Raw genomic sequence first — 23,964 nt, forward strand, 5'->3', positions numbered from 1 at the left:
GCCGGGGCGTCATGACGGGGCGGCTCAGGCGTCCGGGGCGTCGGCCGGGAGGTCCAGGCCGCGGGAGGCGACGAGCCGGGCGCGGCCGTCGGCCAGCGCGTAGCCCAGCCCCACCACCGCGGTGCGGCCCGCGGCGACCCGGTCGGCCAGCGCGCGGGAGCGGTCCAGCAGCAGGTCCACGGTCTGCCGGATGTGCTCGTCCAGCGCCGCCTCGGCCGAGTCGTGGCCGGCCGCGCGGGCCGCCAGCACGCTGGGCGTGACCCGCTCGACCACGTCCCGGACGAAGCCGCCCGGGGTGGCGCCGCCGTCCAGCGCGGCGCGGGCCGCGCCGATCGCCCCGCACGAGTCGTGCCCGAGCACCACCACGAGGGGGGCCTGGAGCACCCCGGCGCCGAACTCGATGCTGCCCAGCACCTCCGCACCGGTCACATGGCCCGCCGTGCGGACCACGAACAGGTCACCGAGGCCCCGGTCGAAGATGATCTCGGCCGCGAGCCGGGAGTCGGAGCAGCCGAACACCACCGCGAACGGCGCCTGGGACGGCGCCACCTCGGCGCGCCGCGCCGCGTCCTGGTGAGGGTGTTCCACGGCGCCGGAGACGAACCGCCGGTTTCCGGCCATCAGCAGATCGAAAGCCTCCTGAGCGGAGGTGTGCGAGGCAACGTCCATGGCCACAGGCTACGACGCCCGCCCCCGATCGGCCGCGCCGGGGCCGCCGTGTCGGACCGCGATCTCCCGCGGCCGACCTGATGCCGCGTCAACTCTCCCTGGCCCAGGTGTCGTTGCGATCACAGCGGGCACCTGGGTGGGACACAGGGAGACGGAACGAAACGGTAGGGGAGCGTACTTTCATGGGCGTAACCGGCAGGACGTCACGGATGACCGCGATCGCGGCGGCCGGTGTGCTGGCCGGCACGGTGCTGACCGCCTGCGGCGGCGACGGCGGCGACGCGGGCACCGAGGACGGGAAGGGCCAGGGGCAGCAGCGGACACAGGGCGCGGCGGCGGTGCGCGGGGCGTACGACAGGACCGCCGAGGCCGGGACCGCGCGGATGACGCTGAAGGTGACGACCGCCGCCGAGGGCCGGTCGGTCACCGCCCAGGGGAAGGGCGCCATCGACCTGGCCGAGGGCGACAGCGTCATGACGGTCAGCGCCGAGGGGCAGCGGATCGAGCAGCGCGTGGTGGACCAGGCGCTCTACCAGAAGCTGCCCGGCGGCAGCGGCGGCCAGCGGACCGGCGGCAAGCCCTGGGTCAAGATCGACCTGAAGAAGGCCGCCGCCCGCGGCGGGGCCGGCGACCAGGGCATCGGGGACCCGGCGCGGTCCGTCGCGTACGCCAAGGGCATCAGCGAGAAGGACGTCACCAGGACCGGCGAGGAGAAGGCCGGCGGGGTCAACACCACCCGCTACCGGGTGAACGTGGACGTCGCCGACCTGCCGCAGGGCGACACCCTGCGCGAACAGGTCGGCCCGACCCTGCCGATGGACGTCTGGCTGGACGAGCAGGGCCGCATCCGGCGCCAGCAGATCGACATGACCGTCAAGGCGTCCGGGTCCGGCGGCAGCGCCTCCCCGCAGCAGGTGAAGGTGCGCACCGTCACCGAGTTCTCCGACTTCGGCACCGAGGTCGGGGCCGAGCCGCCGGCCGCCGGTCAGGTGACCGACGTGACCGACAAGGTGCTCAAGGGGCGGTCGGCGGCCTGACGGGCGGGGCGGCGGCCGGCCGCCGCCCCACCGGACCGCTCAGCGGGCGAGCAGTTCCAGGGTGTCGATCACCCGGTGGGAGAAGCCCCACTCGTTGTCGTACCAGGCGACCACCTTGATGTGCCGCCCGTCCACCCGGGTCAGGGCCGAGTCGAAGACGGACGAGGCCGGGTTGCCGGTGATGTCGGAGGACACCAGCGGGTCCTCGGAGTACTCCAGGATGCCCGCCAGCGGCCCCTCGGCCGCGGCCCGGTACGCCGCCAGCACCTCGTCGCGGGTCACGTCCCGGGCGACGGTGGTGTTCAGCTCGACGATCGAACCGACCGGCACCGGCACCCGGATCGAGTCGCCGGACAGCTTGCCGTCCAGGCCGGGCAGGACCAGCCCGATCGCCTTGGCGGCACCCGTCGTGGTCGGCACGATGTTGACGGCGGCGGCACGGGCCCGGCGGGCGTCGCGGTGCGGCCCGTCCTGGAGGTTCTGCTCCTGGGTGTACGCGTGCACCGTCGTCATGAACCCGTGCTCGATCCCGGCGAGGTCGTCCAGCACGGCGGCCAGCGGCGCGAGCGCGTTGGTGGTGCAGGAGGCGTTGGAGACGACGGTGTGCGCGGCCGGGTCGTAGGCGTCGGTGTTCACGCCGTAGGCCAGCGTGACATCGGCGCCGTCCGACGGCGCGCTCACCAGCACCTTGCGCGCGCCCGCCGTGAGGTGGGCGCGCGCCGCACCGGCGGAGGTGAAGCGGCCGGTGGACTCCAGCGCGATGTCGACGCCCAGGTCGGCCCAGGGCAGCTTGGCCGGCTCCCGCTCGGCGAGCACCTTGATCCGGCGGCCGTCGACGACCAGGGTGTCCCCGTCGACGCTCACCGGGCGGCCGAGCCGGCCGGCCGTCGAGTCGAAGGCCAGCAGTTGGGCCAGCGCGGCCGGTTCGCTCAGGTCGTTGACGGCGACGATCTCCAGGTCGCTGTCGCGCTCCAGCAGCGCGCGCAGCACATTGCGTCCGATGCGGCCGAATCCGTTGACGGCGATACGAGTCATGAATGGCGTCCCTTCGTTCGCCCCCAGGCTCGCGCGCGCGGCCCGCGCGGGACAGCGGCGCGAGTGCCATGGTTCGCAAGGATCCCGCCAGGCGCTCCCGCGTCCGCCGCCACCCGCGCCCCCGCTGCTTCCGCTGCTCGGGCGCACCCCGTGCGGCGGTCCGGTCAGGTGTCCCGGGCGAAGGTGCGCCGGTACTCGCTCGGGGTGGTGCCGAGCACGCGCTGGAAGTGCAGCCGCAGATTGGTGCCGGTGCCCAGGCCCACGTCGGCGGCGATCTGCTCGACACCGAGCTGGGAGCGTTCGAGGAGTTCCCGGGCGAGGTCGAGCCGGGCGCGCAGCACCCACTGCATCGGCGTGTAGCCGGTGTCCTCGACGAACCGCCGGGAGAAGGTGCGCGGCGAGACCGCGGCGTGCCGGGCGAGCGCCTCCAGGGTGAGCGGCTCACCGAGCCGGTGCAGCGCCCACTCCCGGGTGGCGGCGAACCGCTCGCCCAGCGGCTCGGGCACACTGCGCGGCACGTACTGCGCCTGGCCGCCGCTGCGGTAGGGCGCGGCGACCAGGCGGCGGGCCGCGTGGTTGGCGGCGGCCACGCCGAGGTCACCGCGGAGGATGTGCAGGCACAGGTCGATGCCGGAGGCCGCGCCGGCCGAGGTGAGCACGCTGCCCTCGTCGACGAAGAGCACGTTCTCGTCGACCCGTACGCGCGGGTGCCGGGCGGCCAGCGCCCGGGTGTAGTGCCAGTGGGTGGTGGCGCGCCGGCCGTCCAGCAGGCCGGTGGCGGCGAGGGCGAAGGCGCCCGTCGAGATGGCGGCGAGCCGCGCGCCCCGGTCGTGCGCGGCGACCAGCGCCTCGACGACGGCCCCCGGCGGGTCCTCCCGGTCCGGGTGCCGGTAGCCGGGCACGAACACGATGTCCGCCCAGGCCAGCGCGTCGAGGCCGTCGGCGACGTGGTACGACAGGCCGTCGCCGCCGGTCACCAGCCCCGGCGCCGCCCCGCAGACCCGGACCTCGTACGGCATGCTCGCCCGGGTCGTGAACACCTGGGCGGGGATGCCGACATCGAGGGGCTTGGCGCCTTCGAGGACCAGGACGGCCGCGCGGCGCGGGCGGGAGGCTGACACGGGAACAGGGTAGGCGGGCCGGTGACACGCGGTGAGAGGCGTGGTGTCCGCGTGTCCTGCGGTCGTTGTGGTGCTTTCTGAACGGCGTGCCCGGAACGGTGGTACCAGGGACCGGGTTTGAGCGCGCAGTGACGGAAGTTGGTCGCTGGGAGAGCGGTGGAGCGCCGATAACCGCAATCATGCCATTTACGCACGGTAGTTGTAGGCATTCGTTTGGGTGAGCAGGTAGCGTCCCCACACACACGAGCGGACCCCGGCGCGGCGGGCAACCAGACCGGGGTCCGACTCAACCATGGTTCAACGATCGGAGAGATGGCATGTCCCCCGACCCGAACAGTCACTTCGGCCGGTTACTGGATCCGTCCCGGCCCAAGCGGTTCGACCGTAACATCCCGCAGCCGGGCGCGGTTGAAACCCACGATCTGCGTGACAAGGAAGTCAACATGCAGGTAGGGGCGTTCATCGCGGCCCCGGTCCTGGGCGTCGTGCTGGTGCTGCGGCCCGAGGCGTACGAGTTCGGCGCGGCGGCGGTCGGTCTGCTGCTGGCCGCCACCCGCCGCTCGTACCTGCGCTACCGGCGGCTTCGCACCACCTGACCGCACGGTGGCCGCCGCACGGTCCGGCATCCACCGCCGTGCGGCGGCCACCCGGCCGGCTCCGTATCCATGTCACCCGCGCGGACCGTGCGGGGGATCGGTGGACGGCTTCCGCCGAAACCCGCGATTTCCGCGACCGCCCTGCCGGTAGCCCATGCCCGAGAGGGACGCATCCGCCATGACGCCGAAAGACCCGGGACCTTTCCGCTGCCTCAACCCCGAATGCGGCAAACCGATCGACCGCACCGGCGGCTCCGGCCGCCCCCGCAACTACTGCAACGACTCCTGCGGCCGCGCCTACCGCCGCGCCCGGGAGAAGGACCCCACCCCCGACACCCTCGCCCACAACCACTTCGCCGACGGGGTCGCCGACGACCTCTCCGACGCGGTGCGCGCACTGCGGCACCTGACCCGCGAACGGCGGCCGCTGGACGCCCTCGCCCTGCTGTGCACGGTGGAGCGGGACCTGGAGGACCTCAAGGCCGCGCTGGTCCAGCAGGCCCGCGACCAGCGGGAGAAGAACGCCGAGATCGCCCGCGCGCTCCGTCTGGCCCCCGACCAACTGACCCGCAAGCTCTCCGCCGAGGCGGTACGCCGCCGGATGGCCGCCCGCCCGCTGCGCCCCCGTACCGGCCCGGCCCGCCCCGCCGCCGCGCCCGTCGGCGTGCCCGCCACCGTGGTCCGCATCCCCCGCCAGCGCCGCTCCGCCGCCCGGGACGCGGGTGCCCCGCCGTCCCGGGCCAGGGAGCCGGACACGGCGACGGCCGGCCCGGCCGCCGTCCTCGCCCGCGCCCTGTCGCACCTGCAGCGGCTCAGCGGCAAGACCTACCGGCGGCTCGCCGCGGACACCGCCATCTCCACCTCGTACGTCTCCCGGGTCCTGAACGGGGAGCGCTGTCCGTCCTGGACCGTGGCCCGCGCCCTCACCGAGGCGTGCGGCGGCGACCCCGCCGAGATCCAGCCGCTGTGGGCGGCGGCCCGCGGCCGGATACCCACGCCGCGCGGCAGTCTGACCGCCGCCCTGCGCGGCCTGCACCTGGCCGCCGCGCGGCCCCCCACCGGCGACCTGGGCGAGCGCACCCGGCTCACCGCCACCGCCATCACCGGCATGCTCAACGGCGCCGCCCTGCCCGCCTGGGAGGACGTCGAGGAACTCGCCCACGCCCTGCACGCCGAAGCCCAGCCCCTGCGCCCGCTGTGGAACGCCGCCCGTGCCGCGGCGGCCGGACCCCCGCCGCCGCAACCGCAACCGGCCGAACCCACCGCTCCCCGTCTCCTTGCCGAGGTGCCGCGATGAGTCCCTACGCCCGCCCCTACGCCCTGCGGTCGGCCCCGCGTCTCCCGGCCGCCCACCCCGTCGTGCCCCGCCGGCTCCGGACCGGCGCCCCCTACCTCCAGCAGCCCCCGCTCACCCCCGCGCTGCCGCCGGCCTTCGAGGCGTTCTGCGCCCTGCACCGGGACCGCTACCTGGACTACGCCCGCGCCCACCTCCCGGACGGCGAGGCGCACCGACTGGTCCGCGCGGTCCTGGGCGAACTCGCCGTCACCTGGTCGCGGATCGTCGGCCATCCCAACCCCGCCGCGCAGGCGTGGGCCCTGGTCGGCGGCCGGGTCCGGGAGGCCCGCCCGCTGCCCCCGCCGCTGGAGCGGTGCCCGGCCCAGCAGTACGACGCGCTGGTGCTGCACTGCCTGCTCGGGCACAGCAGCGGCGACACCGCGGCGGTCATGGGCCTGGAACCGAGCAAGATCCGCTACCTGGTGTGCTCCGCCCCGGCCGCCTGCCGCCGCGCCGTCCGGCAGCTCAAGCCCGCGCCCCCGGAGGCCGGTTGAGCGGTTCCCCGCCTCCCCGTCCTTGGAGCGGTCGGGCGTGGCCGGGCGGGTCCGGCCGCGCGGCGCCGCCCGGCCGCCGTGGGTGACCGGTCCGGCCGCGCGCCGGGCCGGGACCGAGCGGGGCACCGGTGCCGGCTCCATCCCGTGCACGGCGGTCGCTCAGCGTCCGGGGAAAAATACCTACTGGTACTTTTGCCGGCGGGAGGTGGAGCGGTGGCGCTGCAGGAACGGGCGGTCCGGACCCGGAGGGCGGTCCTCGTGGCGGCGGCCGCCGTGTTCGCCGAAGTCGGGTACGAGGCGGCGACGATCACGGAGATCCTCAGGCGCTCCGGAGTGACCAGGGGCGCCCTGTACTTCCACTTCGGCTCCAAGGCGGAACTCGCCCAGGGCGTCCTCGCCGAACAGGCCCACGCCCTCCCGCGGGTGCCCGAACGGGCCCTGCGCCTCCAGCAGTTCCTCGACGAGGCCCTGCTCCTGGCCCAGCTCCTGGAACGGGAGACCGGCGACCCCATAGTGCGCGGCAGCGTGCGGCTCACCGTCGAGCAGGGGGCGGCCCAGGAGGTTCTGGACTGCCGGACGCCGATGCGGGCCCGGGTGGAGCACACCCACGCCCTGCTCAGCGCCGCCCAGACCAACGGCGAACTGCTGCCCCACGTCGACGCCCTGGGCCTGGCCCGGCTGGCCGTCGGCGCGTTCACCGGCGTCCAACTGCTGTCCGACATCATGACCGCCCGCGCCGACATGGCCGAGCGGGTCACCGACCTCTACCGCGACCTGCTGGCGGCCAACGCCGTGCCCTCCGTCCTGTCCCGCCTCGACTTCGGCCCCGACCGGGGCGCCCGCGTCTACCGCGAGGCCACGGGGGAGCGCCGTACCGCCACGGTGCCCCCGGAGTAGGGTCATGGTCGTCACCGGACCGAGGAGGGGTCGCAGTCATGGGCGGGAACGTCACGGCGGTCAGCAGCAACGGCGAGTACTCGTTCACCAAGCCCAACCGGGAGAGCATCACCCTGCTCGCCGGACTGGGCGTCGAGGGTGACGTCCACGCCGGTGTGACGGTCAAGCACCGCTCCCGCGTCGCCCAGGACCCCACCCAGCCCAACCTGCGCCAGGTCCACCTCATCCACGAGGAACTCTTCGCCGAGGTCGGCGCGGACGGCTTCCGGGTGGCCCCCGGCGACCTCGGCGAGAACATCACCACCCGCGGCATCGACCTGCTCGGCCTCCCGGTCGGCGCCCTGCTGCGCCTCGGTGACACCGCGGTGGTGGAGGTGACCGGCCTGCGCAATCCCTGTGTGCAGATCGACCGCTTCCAGGACGGCCTGCTCAAGCGGGTCGTCGGCCGCGACGGGAACGGCCGCCTGGTGCGCAAGGCGGGCATCATGAGCATCGTGCGGGAGGGCGGTGTGGTGCGCCCCGGTGACCCGGTCACCGTGGAACTGCCCAGCGGGCCGCACCGCCCCCTGGACCGGGTGTGACCCCGGGCCCGCCCCGCCGGGCGGCGTAGTCCGTCATGCGCCCGCGGCCGTTCCCGCGCACCCTGGTGACATGGCCGGCGCCCCGCACGTAGTGATCGACCCGCCCGACGAGCGGGGCGGACGCCGTGTCCGCGTGGCCGGTGAGGTCCTGGGCCGCGCCTACGGCCTGCGGGACGTGACCGAGTTCCTGCGCCGGGCCGGTCTGGAGGACGTCGACGAGGAACAGGTGGCGGCGTCCGCGCTGATCGAGTGGCGCGGCGGCGGCCCCGCCACCTGGGACGCCTAGGCCACCGGCGCCGCGGGCCCGCGCCCGTGACGGGCCCGCCTGCGACGGTGGTGCCGCGGACCTCCCGCGCGGGCCGCTCACTCGCCCTGGTCGGCTCCCGCCTCCGGCTCGGAGGTGCCGGCGGACGCCGGGGCGGCGGGCGCGGTGTAGTACACCGAGGTGCCCTGCTTGCTGCGCTGCACCTGGTTCTTGGCCACCAGGCTCTCCAGGGTGTTGCGCGCCACCGTCGTCTTCACCTGGCGCTCGGGGTGCGCCTCGTTGAGCGCGGTGGCGACCTCGGCGGCCGAGCGCGGCTCGGTCTGCTCGGTGAGCACACCGAGGATCAGCTCACCCAGGGTCGGGGCGCCCGCCTTCTTGCCGCCCTTCGCCGGGGACTTGGCCGGTGCCTTGCCCGCCGGTGCCTTGCCCGCCGGCGCCTTCTTCGCCGTACGCCGCTGCGCCGGGGCGGACTTCTTCGCCCGGGACTTCTTGCCGCGGGTGCCACCGGCGGACCCGGCCTCCGGTGCCTTGTCGGCGGGTGCCTCGCCGGCCGGTGCCTCGGTGGCGGTGGCCCCGGTCTCCGGTGCCTCGGTCTCCGTGCGCGGCGCGGGCAGGGCGGCACCGACCAGCTCGGCGGTGCCGGCGAGTGCCTGGCGGATGTTGACCAGCACACTGTGGTCCCGCTGCAGCGCGGCCAGTTGTTCCTGCAGCGCGGCGATCTCCGCGGTGAGGCGCTCCTGCTCCTTGGTGTTGCGGTCGAGGTCGTCGGACACCTGGGTGGCGTACTGCGAGGCGATCTCGGTCGCCGGGTTCGCTGTCTCCGTCATGGTGGGTGGGTCTCCTCGGATCGGTTGCTGCCGACGGGCAATCGCCTGACACGGCACATGCCCTGGGATGCAGATAGTACGTACAAGTGGTGCCACATGTTCCCCCCACGACGGTCCGCCCGCCCCCGGATGTGCCGGAGGCGGGCGGAAGAACGGTCACCCGGGACGTTCACACGGCTGTCACCGGGTGCCGTACGACCGCGTCGAACAGGTATCCCTGGGTGTTGTGGACGGTGGTGTCCGGCTGGGTGTTCCCGGCGGTGTCGGTGGCCCGGGCCAGCAGGGTGTACGGGCCCGGCGCGGGCGGCCGCCAGTCGGTGGACCAGCGCACCCAGTCACCGCGGCGCGGGGTGTCGCGCAGCCCGGCCCGCCGCCAGGTGGTGCCGCCGTCGGTGCTGATGTCGACGTGCGCGACACCGGCCGCGCCGGACCAGGAGCGGCCGGTGAGGCGGTGGGTGGTGCCCGCCTTCAGGGTGGCGTTCCACTCCAGTTCCCAGGCGCTCTTGACGGTCTGCCGGGTCAGCGGCGCGCTGCCACCGGCGGGGTAGGTGTCGCCGAACAGCCGGTAGAAGTCGGTGTTCCACGGTGAGTACAGGGGCCGCGCGGACACCTCGATGTCACCGACCCACTTGATCGAGGAGATGCCGACCCAGGACGGCACCAGCACCCGCACCGGGTGGCCGTGGTCGGGCGGCAGGGGCGCACCGTTCATCTCGTAGGCGAGCAGCACGTCGTCGAGGGCCTTGGCGAGCGGCAGCGGGCGGCGCACCCGGCCCAGGTCGGTGCCGTCGGCGGTGACGTAGGGGGCGTCGAGGCCGCGCGGCATGACGTCCACGGCACGGTGGCCGAGGCCGGCCCGGCGCAGCACGTCGGCGAGCCGGACCCCGCGCCAGCGGGCGGTGCCGATGGCGCCGAGCGTCCACGCGGTGCCGGTGACGGTCTGGCCCTGCTGGCTGGTGAAGAAGCTGCGTCCGTTGCCCGCGCACTCGACGAACGCGGTACGGCTGACGGCCGGGAACGTCTTCAGGTCGTCGAGGCCGAACTCGACCGGGCGGCCGTGGGTGAGGCCGTCGCCCCAGATGGTGAGCGTCCAGTCGGTGGTGTCCAGGACCGGGGTGGCGGTGTGGTTGCGGACGAAGAACCGGTCGTTGGGGGTGCGGTGGCCGGTGCCGGCGAGGGCGGCGAAACGGGTCTCGGCGTTGGTGCCGCGCACCGTGAACCACTCCTCGGGCAGCGGCTTGACGATGCCGGTGGCGGTGGCTCCCGTGGTGTGCGGGGCGGCGGTGGTGGCCGCAGCGGCCGGGGCGGTGAGGGCGGTGGGGAGTCCGGCGGTGAGCCCGGCGGCCGCGAGCAGGCGGAGCATGTCGCGCCGGGCGACACCGTCGGCACGGGCGTCGCCGGCCAGCCACTGGCGCAGCCGGTGACGGTCGTAGCGGGCTTCGGGAGTGAGCATGGCGTCGGCCTTTCGCGGGGTCGGGCGGTCGGTCATCTGGTGCCGGCCGTGGGGACACCGTCCTCCGGTGTGCCGGCGGGGTGCCGTGCGGACAGGGTGCGCAGCAGCGCGCGGGCCACCGCGTCGTTCTGCCGGAACGCGGGGGCGTTGGTGCGGGGCCGGGCGAACGCGGCGACGGACCGGCTGTCGGTGGGCGCGCCGAGGGCGATGCGCCGGGGGTGCGGGCCGCCGAGCCGCGGGTCGATGACGTGGGCGTCGGCGGGGGAGACGGTGAGGAGCCCGGAGCGGTGGGTGTGGGTGGCGTCCGTGATGACCTCCTCGGTGAGGGTGCCGGCCCGGTGCAGGTGGCGCAGCAGCGGGTCCTCGGTGCGGTCGAGGGAGTGCCGGGGCAGATATGCCTCGACCAGGGCGGTGGTGTGCACGGTGTGCCCCGGCACCGAGGCACTGCCGACCGTGAAGGTACCGGTGGTCTCGTCCGTGCCGATCCTGATGCCGGCGCCGGCGAAGCGCACGATCCCGGCCCGGGACAGGGCGTGCAGTTGGCGCAGCCGGAACCCGGGCGGGCCGGAGGCGAGGAAGCTGAAGAAGCCGTGCCACCAGCCGTCCAGCCCCTCGGCGACCGAGCGGGCGGACAGCCTTCCCCCGGCCACCAGGCGCGGCAGTTGGCCGTAGACGGAGAGCAGCGCGAGGAACGCGCCGAGGTCGGCGCTGAAGGCGGGGTCCTCCCGGCGGGCGACGTCCCGGGCGATGTGTTCGCGCACGTGTTCTTGGAAGGCGTCCGGTGTCGCGAAGGTGACACCGGCCAGTGGACGGTCCAGGGCGTCCAGGTCGAGCCGGTCGGCCGGGTCGGGGACGGCGGCGGTGACGAGGGCGGTCATGGCGTCGGAGTACCAGTCCGCAGCGTCGTAGGCGGAGACGAAATCCGGCCAGGGCAGGGCGGTGCGCTCGGGGTGGGCGTGGAACAGCTCGTGGTAGTGGCCGAAGCCGATCTCCTTGGCCATCAGCGGCCACACGTCCCGCCGCAGGTCCAGCGGGCGGTCCCCGGCGAGCAGCGCGTCGACCGCCTCGGGGCCGAAGTGGCGGGGGAGCGGGGGCGGGGGCCCCTGGAGCCGGTAGTGGGTCTTGGAGTGGTACGGCACCCCGCGGCGCGAGCCGACGTGCAGGACGGGCTCGCGGCCGGAGGGCAGGTAGGTGAGGGTGCCGTCGGCCTCGGTGCGGAAGGTGCCGCCGCGGCCCTCGGTGAGCAGGGCCATCAGGTCGACGAAGGCCAGCCCGAAGCCGCGTACCGCGACGTGTTCGCCGGGGCGCAGCCCGGACAGGTCGGCGTCGGCGGTGAACTCGGGCGGCAGGTGGAAGCGGCCGTGGCGGCGGGCGAAGTCGGCGTGCGCCCGGTGTTCGGGGGCGGGGGCCGAGCCGAGGTGGCCCTGGGCGAGAACCACCAGGTCGGCGGTGAGCGGGGTGGCGCGGTCGGCGAGGGACACCTGCTGGGGGCCGTCGGCGGGGCCGGTGACGGCGGTGGCGGTGGTGCGGTGCCACACCACGGTGACGGACGGCGGGAGTTCGCTCAGGGCCCGGCGGAACACCCAGTCGAGGTAGGCGCTCTGGGCGCGGCGGGTGGGGAAGTCGGCGCCGTCGAGGGTCCGCAGTTCGGCGAGCACCTCCGGGTCGGCGGGCTCCGCGTACGGGGCGTGGCGGGGCCCGCCGGCGAACTGCGCGGCCCACTCGGCCAGCGAGGGGCCCGGCCGGACCGGGCCGTCGATGACGGAGGAGGCGTCGGTGAACATGGTGACGTCCTCGGCCATGGAGTTCATCCGCAGCAGCGGGGACTGCTCGTGCCGCCAGATCCGGCCCGGCCCCGGCGGATGTGGGTCGATCAGGTGGATGCGCAGTTCGCGTCCGCCGTCCCACAGCTCGGGCGCGTTGGCCGCGATGCGCTCCAGCAGGCCGGTGGCGCGCGGTCCGGCGCCCACGACGGCCAGGACGGCGGGGCCGGCGGAGGTGCCGCTCACCGGTCACCGCCGATCAGCGGCCGGGCGTCGGCGGCCGTGGTCTCCCGCAGCCGACGGCGCAGCGCGGCCAGCCGCAGTCGCAGGCGCTGCACGGGGGTGGGCGGCAGGGCGCGGGAGGCGCCGCGGGCGTAGTACCGCTCGACGTAGAACTGTCCGGCGCTGAGCACGGTGGTGACGGCGATGTACCACAGGGTGGCCACCATCAGCAGCGGGATGACCTGGTAGGTCTGGTTGTAGACCAACTGCACCGAGTACAGCAGGTCGTGCACGGCCAGCACACTGACGATGCTGGTGCCCTTCAGGGTGCCGATCAGCATGTTGCCGGCGGTCGGCACGATGGAGCGCATGGCCTGCGGGATGACCACGCGGCGCAGCGTACGGCGCCGGCTCAGGCCGAGTGCCTGGGCCGCCTCGGTCTGCCCGGGGTCGACGGAGAGGATGCCGCCGCGCACCACTTCGGCGGCGTACGCGGTCTCGTGCAGGGTGAGGCCGATGACCGCGGTGAGGGTGGGGCCGAGCAGGTTCACCGTCTTGACGGTGACGAACTCGGGGCCGAACGGGATGCCGAGCCCCAGGGTCGGGTACAGGGCGCCGATGTTGAACCAGAACAGCAACTGCACCAGCAGCGGTGTGGACCGGAAGATCCACACATAGCCCCAGCTCAGGGTGCGCAGCACCGGGTTGGCGGAGAGCCGCGCCACGGCCAGGACGGTGCCGAGCAGGAAGCCGAGCACCATCACCGCGGCGGTCAGCCACAGGGTGAGCCACAGGCCCTGGAGGACCGCGCCGGTGGTGAAGTAGTCGCCCACCACGTTCCACTGGAAGGCGTCGTTGCGGACGACGGAGTTGAGGACCATGGCGAAGAGCAGCAGCGCGCCGGCGGCGGCGGCCCAGCGGCCGGGGTGGCGGCGCGGCACGATGCGCGGCGGGTCCGCGTCCGGGGTGTTCGGTGACCGCGTGCGGCCGGTCTTCGTGACGGAGCGGGTGTCGGTGACTTCGGAAGGCGTGACCATCGTAGGGGTCTCCGGGGATCGCGGGCGTGGGTGACCCCGGGGGCGGGCGCGGCCGGGCAGGGGTGCCGGGCCGGTCCGGTGCGGCCGGGGGTCCGGCGTCGTCACGCTCACCGCGTCCCTCAACGCGGCCGGAGGCGCCGCCGCGTACGGCGGGGACCTCCTGTGCCGTCGATCGTATGTGCCCCTGGCATCGATGTGTCAACCAGGAGGAGCGGCCGGTCCGGTATCCGGTCGCGGCTTGACGGGGCGCGTGTCGTCCTGCTCAATTGGTCGCATGACTGCCCAGCAGCGTTTGGTCTCGCGCGGCCACATCGACTTCGGTCGGGTGTGGTCGGCCGCGTGTTGCGCCTGACTCGGCAGCGGGCCGTCTGACCGGCCCTTCCCTCCCTCGGTGACCCCGTCGCGGGCCGAGTCCTGCCGCCGCGCCGCCCCCGGGCACCCGTGCCCCGGTCCGGTGCCGCGGCCCCCGGACGCCGCTGCCGCCCCCGCCGCCCTCCCGCCATCCGGCGCCGTCACGCCCGTTTCCCCCGGTTCTCCGACCCACACTCTCTGACGCACGTCCTCCGACAAGCGCTCTTCGACACACCTTCTCTGACGCACCGTCAACATCCGGACGTCCAGCGGCCGTTCCGTCGTGCCCGCACGCGTCCGGCAGTCCCAGTGAAAGGCTCCCCCATGCCCGTGGAGTTCCTCGGCATCGCCGCCACCAACGACGGCTCGGAAACCACCCCGCGCTCCGGCCCCGCCTTCGACAAGGAGTACACGCTCCGGCTCGCCCGGGCGCACGAGGAACACGGCTGGGACCGGGTGCTGTTCGCCTACGGCTCCGGCTCCCCGGACCCCGCGCCCGCCGCTGCGTACATCGCGAGCCGCCTGGACCGGCTGCAGATCCTGCTCGCCCACCGGCCCAACGTCTCCTACCCGACCTTCGCCGCGAAGACCTTCGCCACCCTCGACCAGATCAGCGAGGGCCGGCTCACCGTGCACTTCATCACCGGCGGCAACGACCACGAGCAGGGCCGCGAGGGCGACACCCTCACCAAGGACGAGCGGTACGCGCGCACCGGCGAGTACATCCGGATCGTCAAGAAGATCTGGACCAACCACGAGCCCTTCGACCACGAGGGCGAGCACTACCGCTTCCACGACTTCGTCAGCGATGTCTTCCCCGTCCAGCAGCCCCGCCCCGGCGTCTCGTTCGGCGGTTCGTCACCGGCCGCCTACGCCGTCGGGGGCGCCGAGGCCGACATCTACTGCCTGTGGGGCGAGCCGCTGGCGAAGACCGCCGAGCAGATCGAGTCCGTGAAGGCCGCCGCGAAGGCCGCCGGCCGCACCGACGTGCCCCGCATCCAGGTCGCCTTCCGGCCGATCATCGCCCCGACCGAGGAACTCGCCTGGGAGAAGGCGCACCGCACGGTCGGCGCCATCCGCCGGCGCCGCGAGGCCGGTGTCGTACGGCACCACCGCAGCGGTGCGCCGGAGAACACCGGTTCCCAGCGGCTGATCGCCATCGCCGAGGCCGGCGAGCGCTACGACCGCGCCCTGTGGACCCCGACCGCCGCCGCCACCGGGGGCGCGGGCAACTCCAACGCCCTGGTCGGCACCCCCGAGACGGTCGCCCAGGCGCTCCTCGACTACTACGACCTCGGCGTGGACATCCTCTCCGCCCGCGGCTACCACCTGCTCGACGACGCCATCGACTTCGGCCGGTACGTGATCCCGCTGGTCCGCGAGGAGGTCGCCAGGCGCGACGCCGAGCGCGCGGCGCGGGACGGCCAGGCCCTCGCGGCGGTGCGCGGATGACCACCCCCGCACTGACCGTGCTCCGCACCGAGGTGTCCGACCCCCGGGTTCGCCCCCTGCTGCGCGAACTCGGCGAGGAGTACTCCGCGCGCTACGGCAAGGACGCCCACGCCGAGCTGGCCCGCTACCCCGACGAGGAGTTCACCGCGCCGTACGGCGGTGTGCTGCTGCTCCTGCTGGAGCGGGACGAGCCGGTGGCGGGCGGCGCGTTCCGCCGGTACGACGGGACCACCGCGGAGCTGAAGCGGATCTGGACGCACTCCGCGCACCGCCGCCGCGGTCTGGCCCGCCGGGTCGTCGCCGAACTGGAGCGCGAGGCCGGCGCCCGCGGCTACCGGCGGATCTATCTGACCACCGGTCCGCGCCAGCCCGAGGCCCGGGGCCTGTACCTGGCCACCGGCTACACCCCGCTCTTCGACACCCGCGCCGACCCGGAGTCCATCGGCCCGCTGCCCTTCGAGAAACACCTGACCCCCTTCGAGGAACACCTGACCCCCGGCCCGGCCGCCGAGCCGGCCCCCGCCCCGACCCCCGCCCGAAAGGAGACCGGCCGGTGAGCCCCGCCCTCCGGATCCGTCCGCGCCTCGCCACCGCCCTCGCGCTGCTGCCCCTGCTGGCGCTCACCGCCTGCGGCTCCGGCTCCGACGGCTCCGGCGGCACCGCCCCGGCCGGCGCGCGGGCCGCCGCCGCACCGACCGACGACCCCGTGGCGGACGTCCGCGAGGTCCCGTCCGTCGCCGCCCTGCTGCCCGCCGAGGTCCGCGAGGCGGGCACCCTGCGGGTCGGCAGCTCCATCGGGTTCCCGCCCGGCGCCTACTACCCGAACGGCTCCGACAAGGCCCCCGCCGGGCAGGACATCGACCTCGCCGACGCCGTCGCCAAGGTCCTCGGCGTGAAGCTGCAACGCCAGGACGCCTCCTTCGAGACGATCCTGCCCGCCCTCGGCAGCGGCAAGTACGACGTCGGCACCGGCAACTTCGGCGTCACCGCCGAGCGCCTGAAGACCATCGACTTCGTCACCTACATCAACGACGGCCAGGGCTTCGCCGTACGCAAGGGCGACACCGCCCTCAAGGCCCCCGTCACCGACCTCACCCAGCTCTGCGGCCTGACCGTCGGCACCGGCGCGGGCACCACCTTCGAGACGACCCTCACCGCCCAGAAGGGCGTGTGCGCCAAGGCCGGCAAGAAGCCGTACGACGTGAAGGTGTACTCGGAGAACGGGGCCACCCTCACCGCGCTCCAGCAGGGCCGCATCGACGTGATCATGTCGACCATCAACGGCCTGCGCTACCAGGCGGCCCAGCCCGCGTCCCGCACCGCCTTCCTCGGCGAGTACCACCGGCTGGACGTCGGCTTCGCCTTCAAGAAGGGCTCCCCGCTCACCAAGGCGTTCCGCGCCGCCGTCGATGAGCTGATCGAGGACGGCACCTACGCCCGCATCCTCAAGAAGTGGGGCACCTCCGCCTCCGCGATCGAGACGTCGCGGATCAACCCGCCCGAACACACGTAGAGCCGACCGGGAATCCCGCCATGACACTCACCAGCGACGCCGCCACCGTCCCCGCGGCCCCGCCCGCCGCCGACCCGGCGGCCCTCCAGGTCGTCCCCGCCCGCCACCCCGCCCGGTGGGTCGCGGCCGCCGCCGTGACCGTGCTGGTGGCCCAGTTCGCGCACGGGCTGGCCACCAACCCGGTCTGGGAATGGGGCGTGTTCGGCGACTACGTCCTGTCCGACACCATCGTCCAGGCGGTCTGGGTCACCCTCCAGCTCACCGCCTACGCCAGCGTCCTGGGCTTCCTGCTCGGCACCGTCCTGGCGTTCATGCGGCTGTCCCGCAGCCCGCTGCTGCAGACCGTCGCCTGGACCTACATCTGGGTGTTCCGGTCCATCCCGATGATCGTCCAACTGGTGTTCTGGTTCAATCTGAGCGCCCTGTACGAGCGGCTCGGCCTCGGCATCCCCTTCGGGCCGGTGTTCTGGTCGGTGGACAGCGACAGCCTGATCGGCACCATCGGCGCGGCCGTCATCGGCCTCACCCTGCACCAGGCCGCCTACGCCGCCGAGATCGTGCGCGGCGGGGTGGTCTCCGTGGACGGCGGCCAACTGGAGGCCGCGGCGGCGCTCGGCATCCCCCGGCTGCGGCAGATCCGCCGGATCGTGCTGCCGCAGGCCATGCGGGCCATCCTGCCCACCGCCGGCAACGAGATCATCGGACTGCTCAAGGGCACCTCGGTGGTCTCGGTGATGGCCATCGGCGAGCTGTTCTACCAGGCCCAGGTCATCTACGGCCGCAACGGCCGGGTGATCCCGCTGCTCCTCGTCGCCACCGCCTGGTACGTGGTGCTGACCTCGGTGCTGTCCGTCGTCCAGTACTACGTGGAGCGCCGCTTCGCCCGCGGCGCCGACCGCACCCCGCCGCTCACCCCGCTCCAGCGCGCCCGGCGGTCCCTGCGCGCCCTGCGCGCCGCGGCGGCCCGGCGTGACCGGCCCGTCGTACCCCTGAAGACCCTCCACCCCGCGGAACCCCTGGAAGGCACCCGATGAGCGATGTGATGGTGGACGTCCGAGGCGTCCACAAGAGCTTCGGCCCCCTCGACGTGCTGCGCGGCGTCGACCTCCAGGTCCGCGCCGGGCAGGTCACCGTGATCCTCGGCCCCTCCGGGTCGGGCAAGTCCACGCTGCTGCGCACCATCAACCACCTGGAGAAGGTCAGCCGGGGCTGGATCAGCATCGACGGCGAACTGGTCGGCTACCGCCGCTCCGGCGGCAAGCTGCACGAGCTGAAGGAGAAGGAGATCCTGAAGCAGCGCACCCGGATCGGGTTCGTCTTCCAGGACTTCAACCTCTTCCCGCACCTGACCGTCCTGGAGAACCTCGTCGAGGCCCCCGTCTCCGCGCTGCGCCGCCCGCGCAAGGAGGCCGAGGAGACGGCCCGCCGACTGCTGGACCGGGTGGGCCTCGCTGACAAGGCCGGCGCCTATCCCCGGCAGTTGTCCGGCGGCCAGCAGCAACGGGTGGCCATCGCCCGAGCGCTCGCCCTGGAGCCGAAGGTGCTGCTCTTCGACGAGCCGACCTCGGCGCTCGACCCCGAACTGGTCGGCGAGGTGCTCGACGTCATCAAGGACCTGGCCGGCACCGGCACCACCATGATCGTCGTCACCCATGAGATCGGCTTCGCCCGCGAGGTCGCCGACACCGTGGTGTTCATGGACGGCGGGGTCGTCGTCGAACAGGGGCCGCCCGCCGCCGTCCTGGACGCCCCGCGCCACGAACGCACCCGCGCCTTCCTCGCCAAGGTCCTCTGACCCCCTCCCGTCCCACCCCGTCCCGTCCCTTCCCCCTTTCGCACGCAAGGAGCCCGACCGTGCCCACCCTCACCGCCCGCCGGACCGCCGCCGCGGCCACCGCCGCCGTCACCGCCCTCGTCCTGACCGCGTGCGGCAACCCCACCGACGGCGGCACCACCGAGGTCGCGGCCACGACCGGCACCAAGGCGAAGATCGACCTCAGCCCGGACCAGCACCGGATCACCACCGCCAAGGTCGACTCCATCGCGGCGCGGGTGCCGGAGAGAATACGGAAGTCGGGGGTCCTGAAGACGGTCGCCTCGGCCGGCTCCGCCGTACCGCTGACCTTCTACGCCACCGACAACAAGACCGTCATCGGCGTCGAGACCGACATCGCCCACCTGATCGGCGACGTCCTCGGCCTCGAGGTGCGCATCACCCCGGTCTCCTGGGAGAACATCTTCGTCGGCCTGGACAGCGGCAAGTACGACGTGGGCGTCAGCAACATCACCGTCACCGAGGAACGCAAGGAGAAGTACGACTTCGCCACCTACCGCGAGGACAACCTCGGCTTCGCCGCCAAGAAGGGCAGCGGACTGAAGGTCACCGGCCCCGCGGACGTGGCGGGCAAGAAGGTCGCCGTGAGCAGCGGCACCAACCAGGAGAAGCTGCTCGTCGAGTGGTCGAAGGAGAACGAGAGGGCCGGCCGCGAGCCGGTGGACATCAAGTACTACCAGAACGACAGCGACACCTACCTCGCCCTGCGCTCCGGGCGGATCGACCTCTACCTCGGCCCCAACCCCACCGCCGCCTACCACGCGGCCGCCACCGGGCAGACCGAGGTGGTCGGCACCTACTCCGGGGCCGGTCCCACCCTCCAGGGGCTGATCGCGGCCACCACCAAGAAGGACAACGGACTCGTCGGCGCGCTCGCCGCCGCCCTCGACACGGTCATCGACAACGGCACCTACGCCAAGGTGCTGGACCGCTGGGGCCTCGCCGACGAGGCGGTGACCGAATCCGAGATCAACCCGCCCGGCCTGCCCAAGACCGGCCAGTAGCGCGGTCGGCGGGCGGCCCGGCGGGCCCACCGCACCTCCCGGTCGACGGCCCAGGCGTCGGCGACCGGGCCGAAGCGGCCTAGCGCGTCCATGGGGTGCTCCCGTGTGATCGTCGGTGCCTGTGTTCACGGGACGAGACAGCCCGGCGCCCTGTGCCACGAGCCGGTGTGACCTGCGTCTCCCCGCCGCCGAACGGGCCGCGGATGGCCGGTAGTCGACGCCCGCGCGGCCGGTCGACGGCCCCCCGGGCCCGTATTGTCTATTATCCCTACCGGATTCATAGGAAAGCGTTGACTCCGGATGCTCCGGGTGCGCAGGATGGAACACATGTCCACTCGGTGTGCCGGTCCGTCACGCGCTCCGGTACCGCCTGATGCGAGGGGAAGGGACGTGACGCCGATGGACCCGGTCTCGGACGAGCGGCAGGGCCGCGCCCGCTGGCTGCACATCGCCCGCGAGGTGGCCGACGACCTCGCCGCCGACGCCGTCGCCCGCGACCAGGCCGGCAAGCTCCCGTTCGACGAGGTCGCCCAATTGCGCGAGGCCGGACTGCTGACCCTGCTGATCCCCGCCGAGCACGGCGGGGGAGGGGCCGACTGGAGCACGGCGCACGCCGTCGTCCGCGAGATCGCCGCCGCCGACGGCGCGATCGGCCAACTCCTCGGCGGTCACTACGTCCTGTCCTGGACGGCCCGCTTCTTCGCCGGCCCCGACCTCGCCGACCGGGTGGCCCGGGAGTCCGCGGCCGGCCAGTGGTGCTGGGGCGGGGGCTTCGCCGCCCACGAACCGCCGCTGCGCCTGACCCCGGCCGCCGGGGGCGGCTTCCTGCTGAACGGCCGTCAGGGCGGCGTCGGCGGCGCCCGGGTCGCCGACCGGCTCGCGGTCCGCGCCGCCCGCTCCGACACCGGCGAACCCCTGGCCGTCCTCGTCGACCCCGCCCACCCGGGCGTGGTCGGCGGCGACGACGGGGACGCCTTCGGGCAGCGCCTGTCCGGCAACTGCAGCGTCGACTTCGACGCCGTACCGGTCGCCGAGGACGCCGTGCTCGGCTCGCTCTCCGCCGACGAGGGCGCCCAGCCGCCGTTCGCCGGGCTGGCCGCCGCCACCGGACGCCTGGTCTCCGCCCAGCTCTGCCTCGGCATCGCCGAGGGCGTCCTCGCCGAGGCCCGCGAGTACACCCGGGCCCGGGAGCACACCCTGGCCGGCGAGTACGGCACGTACCTCGGCCGGGTCGGCGTCCCCGTCTGGCAGGGCGGCCTGGCCCAGGACCCCCATGTGCTCGTCACCTACGGCGAACTCACCGTCGACGCCCGCGCCGCCTCCGCCCTCGCCGACCAGGCCGCCGCCGCCCTCGACGACGGCCTCGCCCGGGGCGAGGACCTCACCGATGACGAGTGCGCCGAGATCTCCGTGCTCGCCGCCGCGGCCGAGGCCGCCGCCGCCCGCGCCGTCCACGACGTCACCACCCGCACCCTGGACGTCATCGGCCCCGGCGCCGCCTCCTCCCGCCACGGCTTCGACCGCTTCTGGCGCAACGCCCGGACCCACACCCTCTCCCACCCCGTCGCCCACGGCCTGCGCGAGGTCGGCGACTACTTCCTCAGCGGCGCCCACCCGCCCTTCGCGCTCCCCGCCTGACGGCATCCGGCCGCACCCTTGACGGTCCGGGACGGCTGATCGACACTCGGTCAGTATCCCTAGTGAACCGGTAGGAAAACGCGGGGTGCCGGGAGACCGGCGCCGCCTCCTCGCCGCCCCCGGGGCCGCGCCGACGCCGCCGCGCGCCCGCCACCCACCCGACCGTCCTTCAGGGAGAGACATGCCAGCCACGCCCCCGTCAGACGCCCTGCCGCCGTTCCGGGGCCGGATCGGCCGCGACGCCCGCAGCGGCCACTACGCCGTGCCGCACCGCTACCGCCTCCACCTGTCCCTGTCCTGCCCGCACTGTCTGGGCATCGCCATCACCCACCGCCTGCTCGGCCTCGACGACGCCCTGCCGCTGACCCTCCTGCCCGACGTGCCCGACGAGCCGGACGGCGGCCACTCCGTCCTGCGCCCCCTGTACGAGGCCAGCTCCCACCGCTACCCCGGACCGGCCGCCGCCCCCGTGCTGAGCGACGACTGGACCGGACGGATCGTCAGCACCCACGCCCCGGACATCGCACGCGACCTGGCGGAGCACTTCGGCACCGGCGGACCCGCGCTGTACCCGCGCGGCACCGAGGCCGAGATCGACGCCGTACGGCACCTGTGCGCGCAGGGCGTCACCGCCGCCGCGCAGACCGCCGGAGCGGCCGACACCGACCCCGAGGAGCGCGCCCGCGCCCTGGCCGGCCTGCTGCGCGTCCTCGGCTCCCTGGAGTGGCGGCTCGCCGCCCGGGACTTCCTGCTGGGCGACTCGATCACCGCCGCCGACGTGGAGCTGTGGGTGACGCTGGTGCAACTGGACACCGTGCACCGCTGGCACCTGGACGCCGCCGCCGTCCACCGGATCGCCGACCACCCGCGCCTGTGGGCCTACGCGCGCCGCCTGGCCGCGCACCCCGCCTTCGCCGCCCACCTCGACACGGACGCCATCGCCCGCCGCCACCACGCCCAGTGCCGGGGCCTGGAGGCGGCCGGAGCGGCGGTCCGCATCCTGGACTGGGGCGTGCGCGCACCCGACGGGGTGCCGGCCGACGCCGTATGACACACACGTACGGGGAAGGCACCGGCCGCGCGGCCGGTGCCTTCCCCGGGAACGGGACGCGGGTGCGGTCAGCGGCTGACCAGCAGTCCCCGGCCGCGCAGCACCCGCCGCTCCAGCGGGCTGAAGATCAGCAGGTCGATGGCGATGCCCACGATCAGGATCAGCAGGATCGCCAAGAACACCTGCGCCATGCTGGAGTTGTTGCGCCCGTTCTCCAGCAACTGCCCCAGGCCGACGCCCAGATCGGGCGAGGAGGCGATGATCTCGGCGGCCATCAGCGACCGCCAGGAGAACGCCCAGCCCTGCTTGAGCCCCGCGAGGTACCCGGGCAGCGCGCCCGGCAGCACGATGTGCCAGGACTCGCGCAGCCCGGTCGCCCCCAGGGTCCGTCCCGCGCGCAGGAACAGCGGCGGGATCTGGTCGATGCCGGACACCAGGCCGTTGGCGATCGACGGCACCGCCCCGAGCAGGATCACCGCGTACATCATCCGGTCGTTCAGGCCCAGCCAGATCACCGCGGGCGGCACCCAGGCCACCGACGGCAGCGACTGGAGCCCGGACAGGATCGGTCCGATGGCCGCCCGCACGAACCGCACCCGGGCGACCAGCAGACCGAGCGGCGTGCCGATGACCAGGGCCAGCAGGAAGCCCAGCAGACCCCGCGAGACGGAGGTCCACACATAGTCGAGCAGGGTGCCCTCCAGCCACGCCGTGGACAGCTCGTCCCACACCGCGGACGGCGAGGGCAGCTTGTACTCCGGCGCGACCCGGGCCCACACCAGCACCTGCCAGACCACCAGGACCAGCGCGACCGCGCTGACCGGCGGCAGCACCTTGCGGGCCAGCGTCTCGCGCAGCGGCGTGCGCCGGCCGGCGGGTACGGTGTCCAGCGCGTCGAGCCCGGCCTCAAGGCCCGCGAGGTCCGGTACGTCCGCCTTGGGCGGCGTGGTGGTGCTCTCAGTCCCGGCCATGGCGGCGGATCTCCCCCCGTAGTTCCTCGGTGATCTCGGCGGACAGTTCGGCGACCGCGGAGTCCTCGATCCGGCGGGGCTGCGGGATGCCGACCGTCCAGGTGCGGGCGATCCGGCCGGGCCGGGAGGACAGCAGCACCACCCGCTGGGCCAGCTTCACCGCCTCGCGCACGTTGTGCGTGACGAACAGCACCGACACTCCGGTCTCCTGCCAGATCCGGGTCAGTTCGTCGTGCAGCACGTCCCGGGTGATGGCGTCGAGCGCGGCGAACGGCTCGTCCATCAGCAGCAGCCTGCTGTCCTGGGCCAGCGCCCGGGCGAGCGCCACGCGCTGGCGCATACCGCCGGAGAGTTCGTGCACCCGCTTGCCGTGCGCGTCCTTCAGCCGGACCAGTTCCAGCAGCCGCTCGGCCTCGCCCCGGCGCTCGGCCTTGGGCACCCCGCGCAGCCTCAGGGCGAGTTCGATGTTCCGGCCGGCCGTCAGCCAGGGGAACAGGGCGTGTTCCTGGAACATCAGCGCGGGCCGGCCGGCGGTGCCGATGGTGCCGGCGGACGGGGCGTCCAGCCCCGCCACCAGGTTGAGCAGCGTGGACTTGCCGCACCCGGACGCCCCCAGGAGGGTGACGAACTCACCCGGTGCCACATCGAGGGTGATGTCGTCCAGCACGAGCTGCTGTCCGCCCGGCGCCCCCGGGACGGGGAAGGACTTCGACACGTGCGCCACTCGGGCGGCGTGCGTCACGGCCGTGGTGTCCCCCGCGGACTCGGCGGTCGTGGTGGTCATGGTCGTCACCTCCTGGGTGCCTCACTCGTTCCG

Annotated in this window: 24 protein-coding genes; 15 read left to right on the forward strand and 9 right to left on the reverse strand. The window is 74.1% G+C overall.

Features of this window, described 5'->3' with window-relative positions; translation table 11 throughout:
* Nucleotides 1–24: 24 nt before the first annotated feature.
* On the reverse strand, nt 25–669 hold the full coding sequence (locus tag IE316_RS13655; protein WP_190204537.1) for a carbonic anhydrase: 645 nt from the start codon (nt 667–669) through the stop codon (nt 25–27).
* A gap of 209 nt (nt 670–878) precedes the next feature.
* On the opposite strand from IE316_RS13655, the gene IE316_RS13660 reads away from it, so the two are divergent.
* The gene (locus IE316_RS13660; RefSeq protein WP_229910379.1) at nt 879–1,706 is read left to right on the forward strand and encodes an SCO4651 family lipoprotein; all 828 of its coding nucleotides are present in this window, start codon (nt 879–881) and stop codon (nt 1,704–1,706) included.
* Between the two features lie 39 nt (nt 1,707–1,745).
* Here the strand turns inward: IE316_RS13660 and gap are convergent, their stop codons facing one another.
* Nucleotides 1,746–2,741: a type I glyceraldehyde-3-phosphate dehydrogenase gene (gene gap, locus IE316_RS13665; RefSeq protein ID WP_190204539.1), complete on the reverse strand. Its 996-nt coding sequence runs from the start codon at nt 2,739–2,741 to the stop codon at nt 1,746–1,748.
* 164 nt (nt 2,742–2,905) lie between these two features.
* Nucleotides 2,906–3,862 (reverse strand): GlxA family transcriptional regulator, encoded by a 957-nt coding sequence (locus tag IE316_RS13670; protein WP_190204540.1) that lies wholly within the window; start codon nt 3,860–3,862, stop codon nt 2,906–2,908.
* A gap of 443 nt (nt 3,863–4,305) precedes the next feature.
* Between IE316_RS13670 and IE316_RS13675 the strand changes: the two genes are divergently transcribed.
* From IE316_RS13675 to IE316_RS13700, 6 genes are all read left to right on the forward strand, one after another.
* Nucleotides 4,306–4,458, forward strand: a complete 153-nt coding sequence (locus IE316_RS13675) for a hypothetical protein (protein WP_190204541.1) — start codon at nt 4,306–4,308, stop codon at nt 4,456–4,458.
* 178 nt (nt 4,459–4,636) lie between these two features.
* Nucleotides 4,637–5,755 carry a helix-turn-helix domain-containing protein gene (locus IE316_RS13680; protein ID WP_190204542.1) on the forward strand — a complete coding sequence of 373 codons (1,119 nt, stop codon included), beginning with the start codon at nt 4,637–4,639 and terminating at the stop codon, nt 5,753–5,755.
* Nucleotides 5,752–6,288 carry a hypothetical protein gene (locus tag IE316_RS13685; protein ID WP_190204543.1) on the forward strand — a complete coding sequence of 179 codons (537 nt, stop codon included), beginning with the start codon at nt 5,752–5,754 and terminating at the stop codon, nt 6,286–6,288. The genes IE316_RS13680 and IE316_RS13685 overlap by 4 nt, the downstream gene beginning before the upstream one ends.
* A 213-nt stretch (nt 6,289–6,501) precedes the next feature.
* Entirely contained in the window at nt 6,502–7,185 is a 684-nt protein-coding gene (locus tag IE316_RS13690) for a ScbR family autoregulator-binding transcription factor (protein ID WP_190204544.1), read from the forward strand.
* Between the two features lie 38 nt (nt 7,186–7,223).
* Nucleotides 7,224–7,766, forward strand: coding sequence for an MOSC domain-containing protein (locus tag IE316_RS13695; protein ID WP_190204545.1), 543 nt, complete (start codon nt 7,224–7,226; stop codon nt 7,764–7,766).
* A gap of 70 nt (nt 7,767–7,836) precedes the next feature.
* On the forward strand, nt 7,837–8,052 hold the full coding sequence (locus tag IE316_RS13700) for a hypothetical protein (RefSeq protein ID WP_190204546.1): 216 nt from the start codon (nt 7,837–7,839) through the stop codon (nt 8,050–8,052).
* Nucleotides 8,053–8,129: 77 nt separating this feature from the next.
* Here IE316_RS13700 and IE316_RS13705 read toward each other — a convergent pair whose 3' ends face one another.
* The 4 genes from IE316_RS13705 to IE316_RS13720 form a co-directional block, all read right to left on the reverse strand.
* Complete coding sequence (locus tag IE316_RS13705; RefSeq protein WP_190204547.1) at nt 8,130–8,858, reverse strand: hypothetical protein; 729 nt, start codon at nt 8,856–8,858, stop codon at nt 8,130–8,132.
* Between the two features lie 169 nt (nt 8,859–9,027).
* Nucleotides 9,028–10,311, reverse strand: a complete 1,284-nt coding sequence (locus IE316_RS13710) for a sulfite oxidase (RefSeq protein WP_229910380.1) — start codon at nt 10,309–10,311, stop codon at nt 9,028–9,030.
* Nucleotides 10,312–10,343: 32 nt separating this feature from the next.
* Complete coding sequence (locus tag IE316_RS13715; protein ID WP_190204549.1) at nt 10,344–12,320, reverse strand: FAD/NAD(P)-binding protein; 1,977 nt, start codon at nt 12,318–12,320, stop codon at nt 10,344–10,346.
* The gene (locus IE316_RS13720) at nt 12,317–13,333 is read right to left on the reverse strand and encodes an amino acid ABC transporter permease (RefSeq protein ID WP_190204550.1); all 1,017 of its coding nucleotides are present in this window, start codon (nt 13,331–13,333) and stop codon (nt 12,317–12,319) included. The genes IE316_RS13715 and IE316_RS13720 overlap by 4 nt, the downstream gene beginning before the upstream one ends.
* 675 nt (nt 13,334–14,008) lie before the next feature.
* On the opposite strand from IE316_RS13720, the gene IE316_RS13725 reads away from it, so the two are divergent.
* The 8 genes from IE316_RS13725 (at nt 14,009) to IE316_RS13760 (ending at nt 22,176) form a co-directional block, all read left to right on the forward strand.
* Nucleotides 14,009–15,136 carry an LLM class flavin-dependent oxidoreductase gene (locus tag IE316_RS13725; RefSeq protein WP_190204551.1) on the forward strand — a complete coding sequence of 376 codons (1,128 nt, stop codon included), beginning with the start codon at nt 14,009–14,011 and terminating at the stop codon, nt 15,134–15,136.
* A complete protein-coding gene (locus IE316_RS13730) occupies nt 15,133–15,693 on the forward strand; it encodes a GNAT family N-acetyltransferase (RefSeq protein WP_229910381.1) in 561 nt (186 codons plus the stop codon). Before IE316_RS13725 ends, IE316_RS13730 begins: the two co-directional genes overlap by 4 nt.
* On the forward strand, nt 15,690–16,649 hold the full coding sequence (locus tag IE316_RS13735; protein ID WP_229910382.1) for an ABC transporter substrate-binding protein: 960 nt from the start codon (nt 15,690–15,692) through the stop codon (nt 16,647–16,649). Before IE316_RS13730 ends, IE316_RS13735 begins: the two co-directional genes overlap by 4 nt.
* Nucleotides 16,650–16,669: 20 nt before the next feature.
* Nucleotides 16,670–17,683, forward strand: a complete 1,014-nt coding sequence (locus IE316_RS13740) for an amino acid ABC transporter permease (protein WP_190204552.1) — start codon at nt 16,670–16,672, stop codon at nt 17,681–17,683.
* A complete protein-coding gene (locus tag IE316_RS13745) occupies nt 17,680–18,444 on the forward strand; it encodes an amino acid ABC transporter ATP-binding protein (protein ID WP_308438916.1) in 765 nt (254 codons plus the stop codon). The genes IE316_RS13740 and IE316_RS13745 overlap by 4 nt, the downstream gene beginning before the upstream one ends.
* 59 nt (nt 18,445–18,503) lie before the next feature.
* Nucleotides 18,504–19,487: an ABC transporter substrate-binding protein gene (locus IE316_RS13750; protein WP_190204553.1), complete on the forward strand. Its 984-nt coding sequence runs from the start codon at nt 18,504–18,506 to the stop codon at nt 19,485–19,487.
* 399 nt (nt 19,488–19,886) lie between these two features.
* Nucleotides 19,887–21,125: an acyl-CoA dehydrogenase family protein gene (locus IE316_RS13755; protein ID WP_229910388.1), complete on the forward strand. Its 1,239-nt coding sequence runs from the start codon at nt 19,887–19,889 to the stop codon at nt 21,123–21,125.
* A 181-nt stretch (nt 21,126–21,306) separates the two neighbouring features.
* The gene (locus tag IE316_RS13760) at nt 21,307–22,176 is read left to right on the forward strand and encodes a glutathione S-transferase C-terminal domain-containing protein (RefSeq protein ID WP_190204555.1); all 870 of its coding nucleotides are present in this window, start codon (nt 21,307–21,309) and stop codon (nt 22,174–22,176) included.
* Between the two features lie 68 nt (nt 22,177–22,244).
* Here the strand turns inward: IE316_RS13760 and IE316_RS13765 are convergent, their stop codons facing one another.
* Together IE316_RS13765 and IE316_RS13770 are read right to left on the reverse strand one after the other, a co-directional pair.
* The gene (locus IE316_RS13765; protein ID WP_190204556.1) at nt 22,245–23,147 is read right to left on the reverse strand and encodes an ABC transporter permease; all 903 of its coding nucleotides are present in this window, start codon (nt 23,145–23,147) and stop codon (nt 22,245–22,247) included.
* The gene (locus IE316_RS13770) at nt 23,134–23,931 is read right to left on the reverse strand and encodes an ABC transporter ATP-binding protein (RefSeq protein ID WP_190204557.1); all 798 of its coding nucleotides are present in this window, start codon (nt 23,929–23,931) and stop codon (nt 23,134–23,136) included. Before IE316_RS13770 ends, IE316_RS13765 begins: the two co-directional genes overlap by 14 nt.
* Nucleotides 23,932–23,964: the final 33 nt, after the last annotated feature.

The sequence above is a fragment of the Streptomyces fumanus genome (genome assembly GCF_014655295.1).
Taxonomy (GTDB): Bacteria; Actinomycetota; Actinomycetes; order Streptomycetales; family Streptomycetaceae; genus Streptomyces; species Streptomyces fumanus.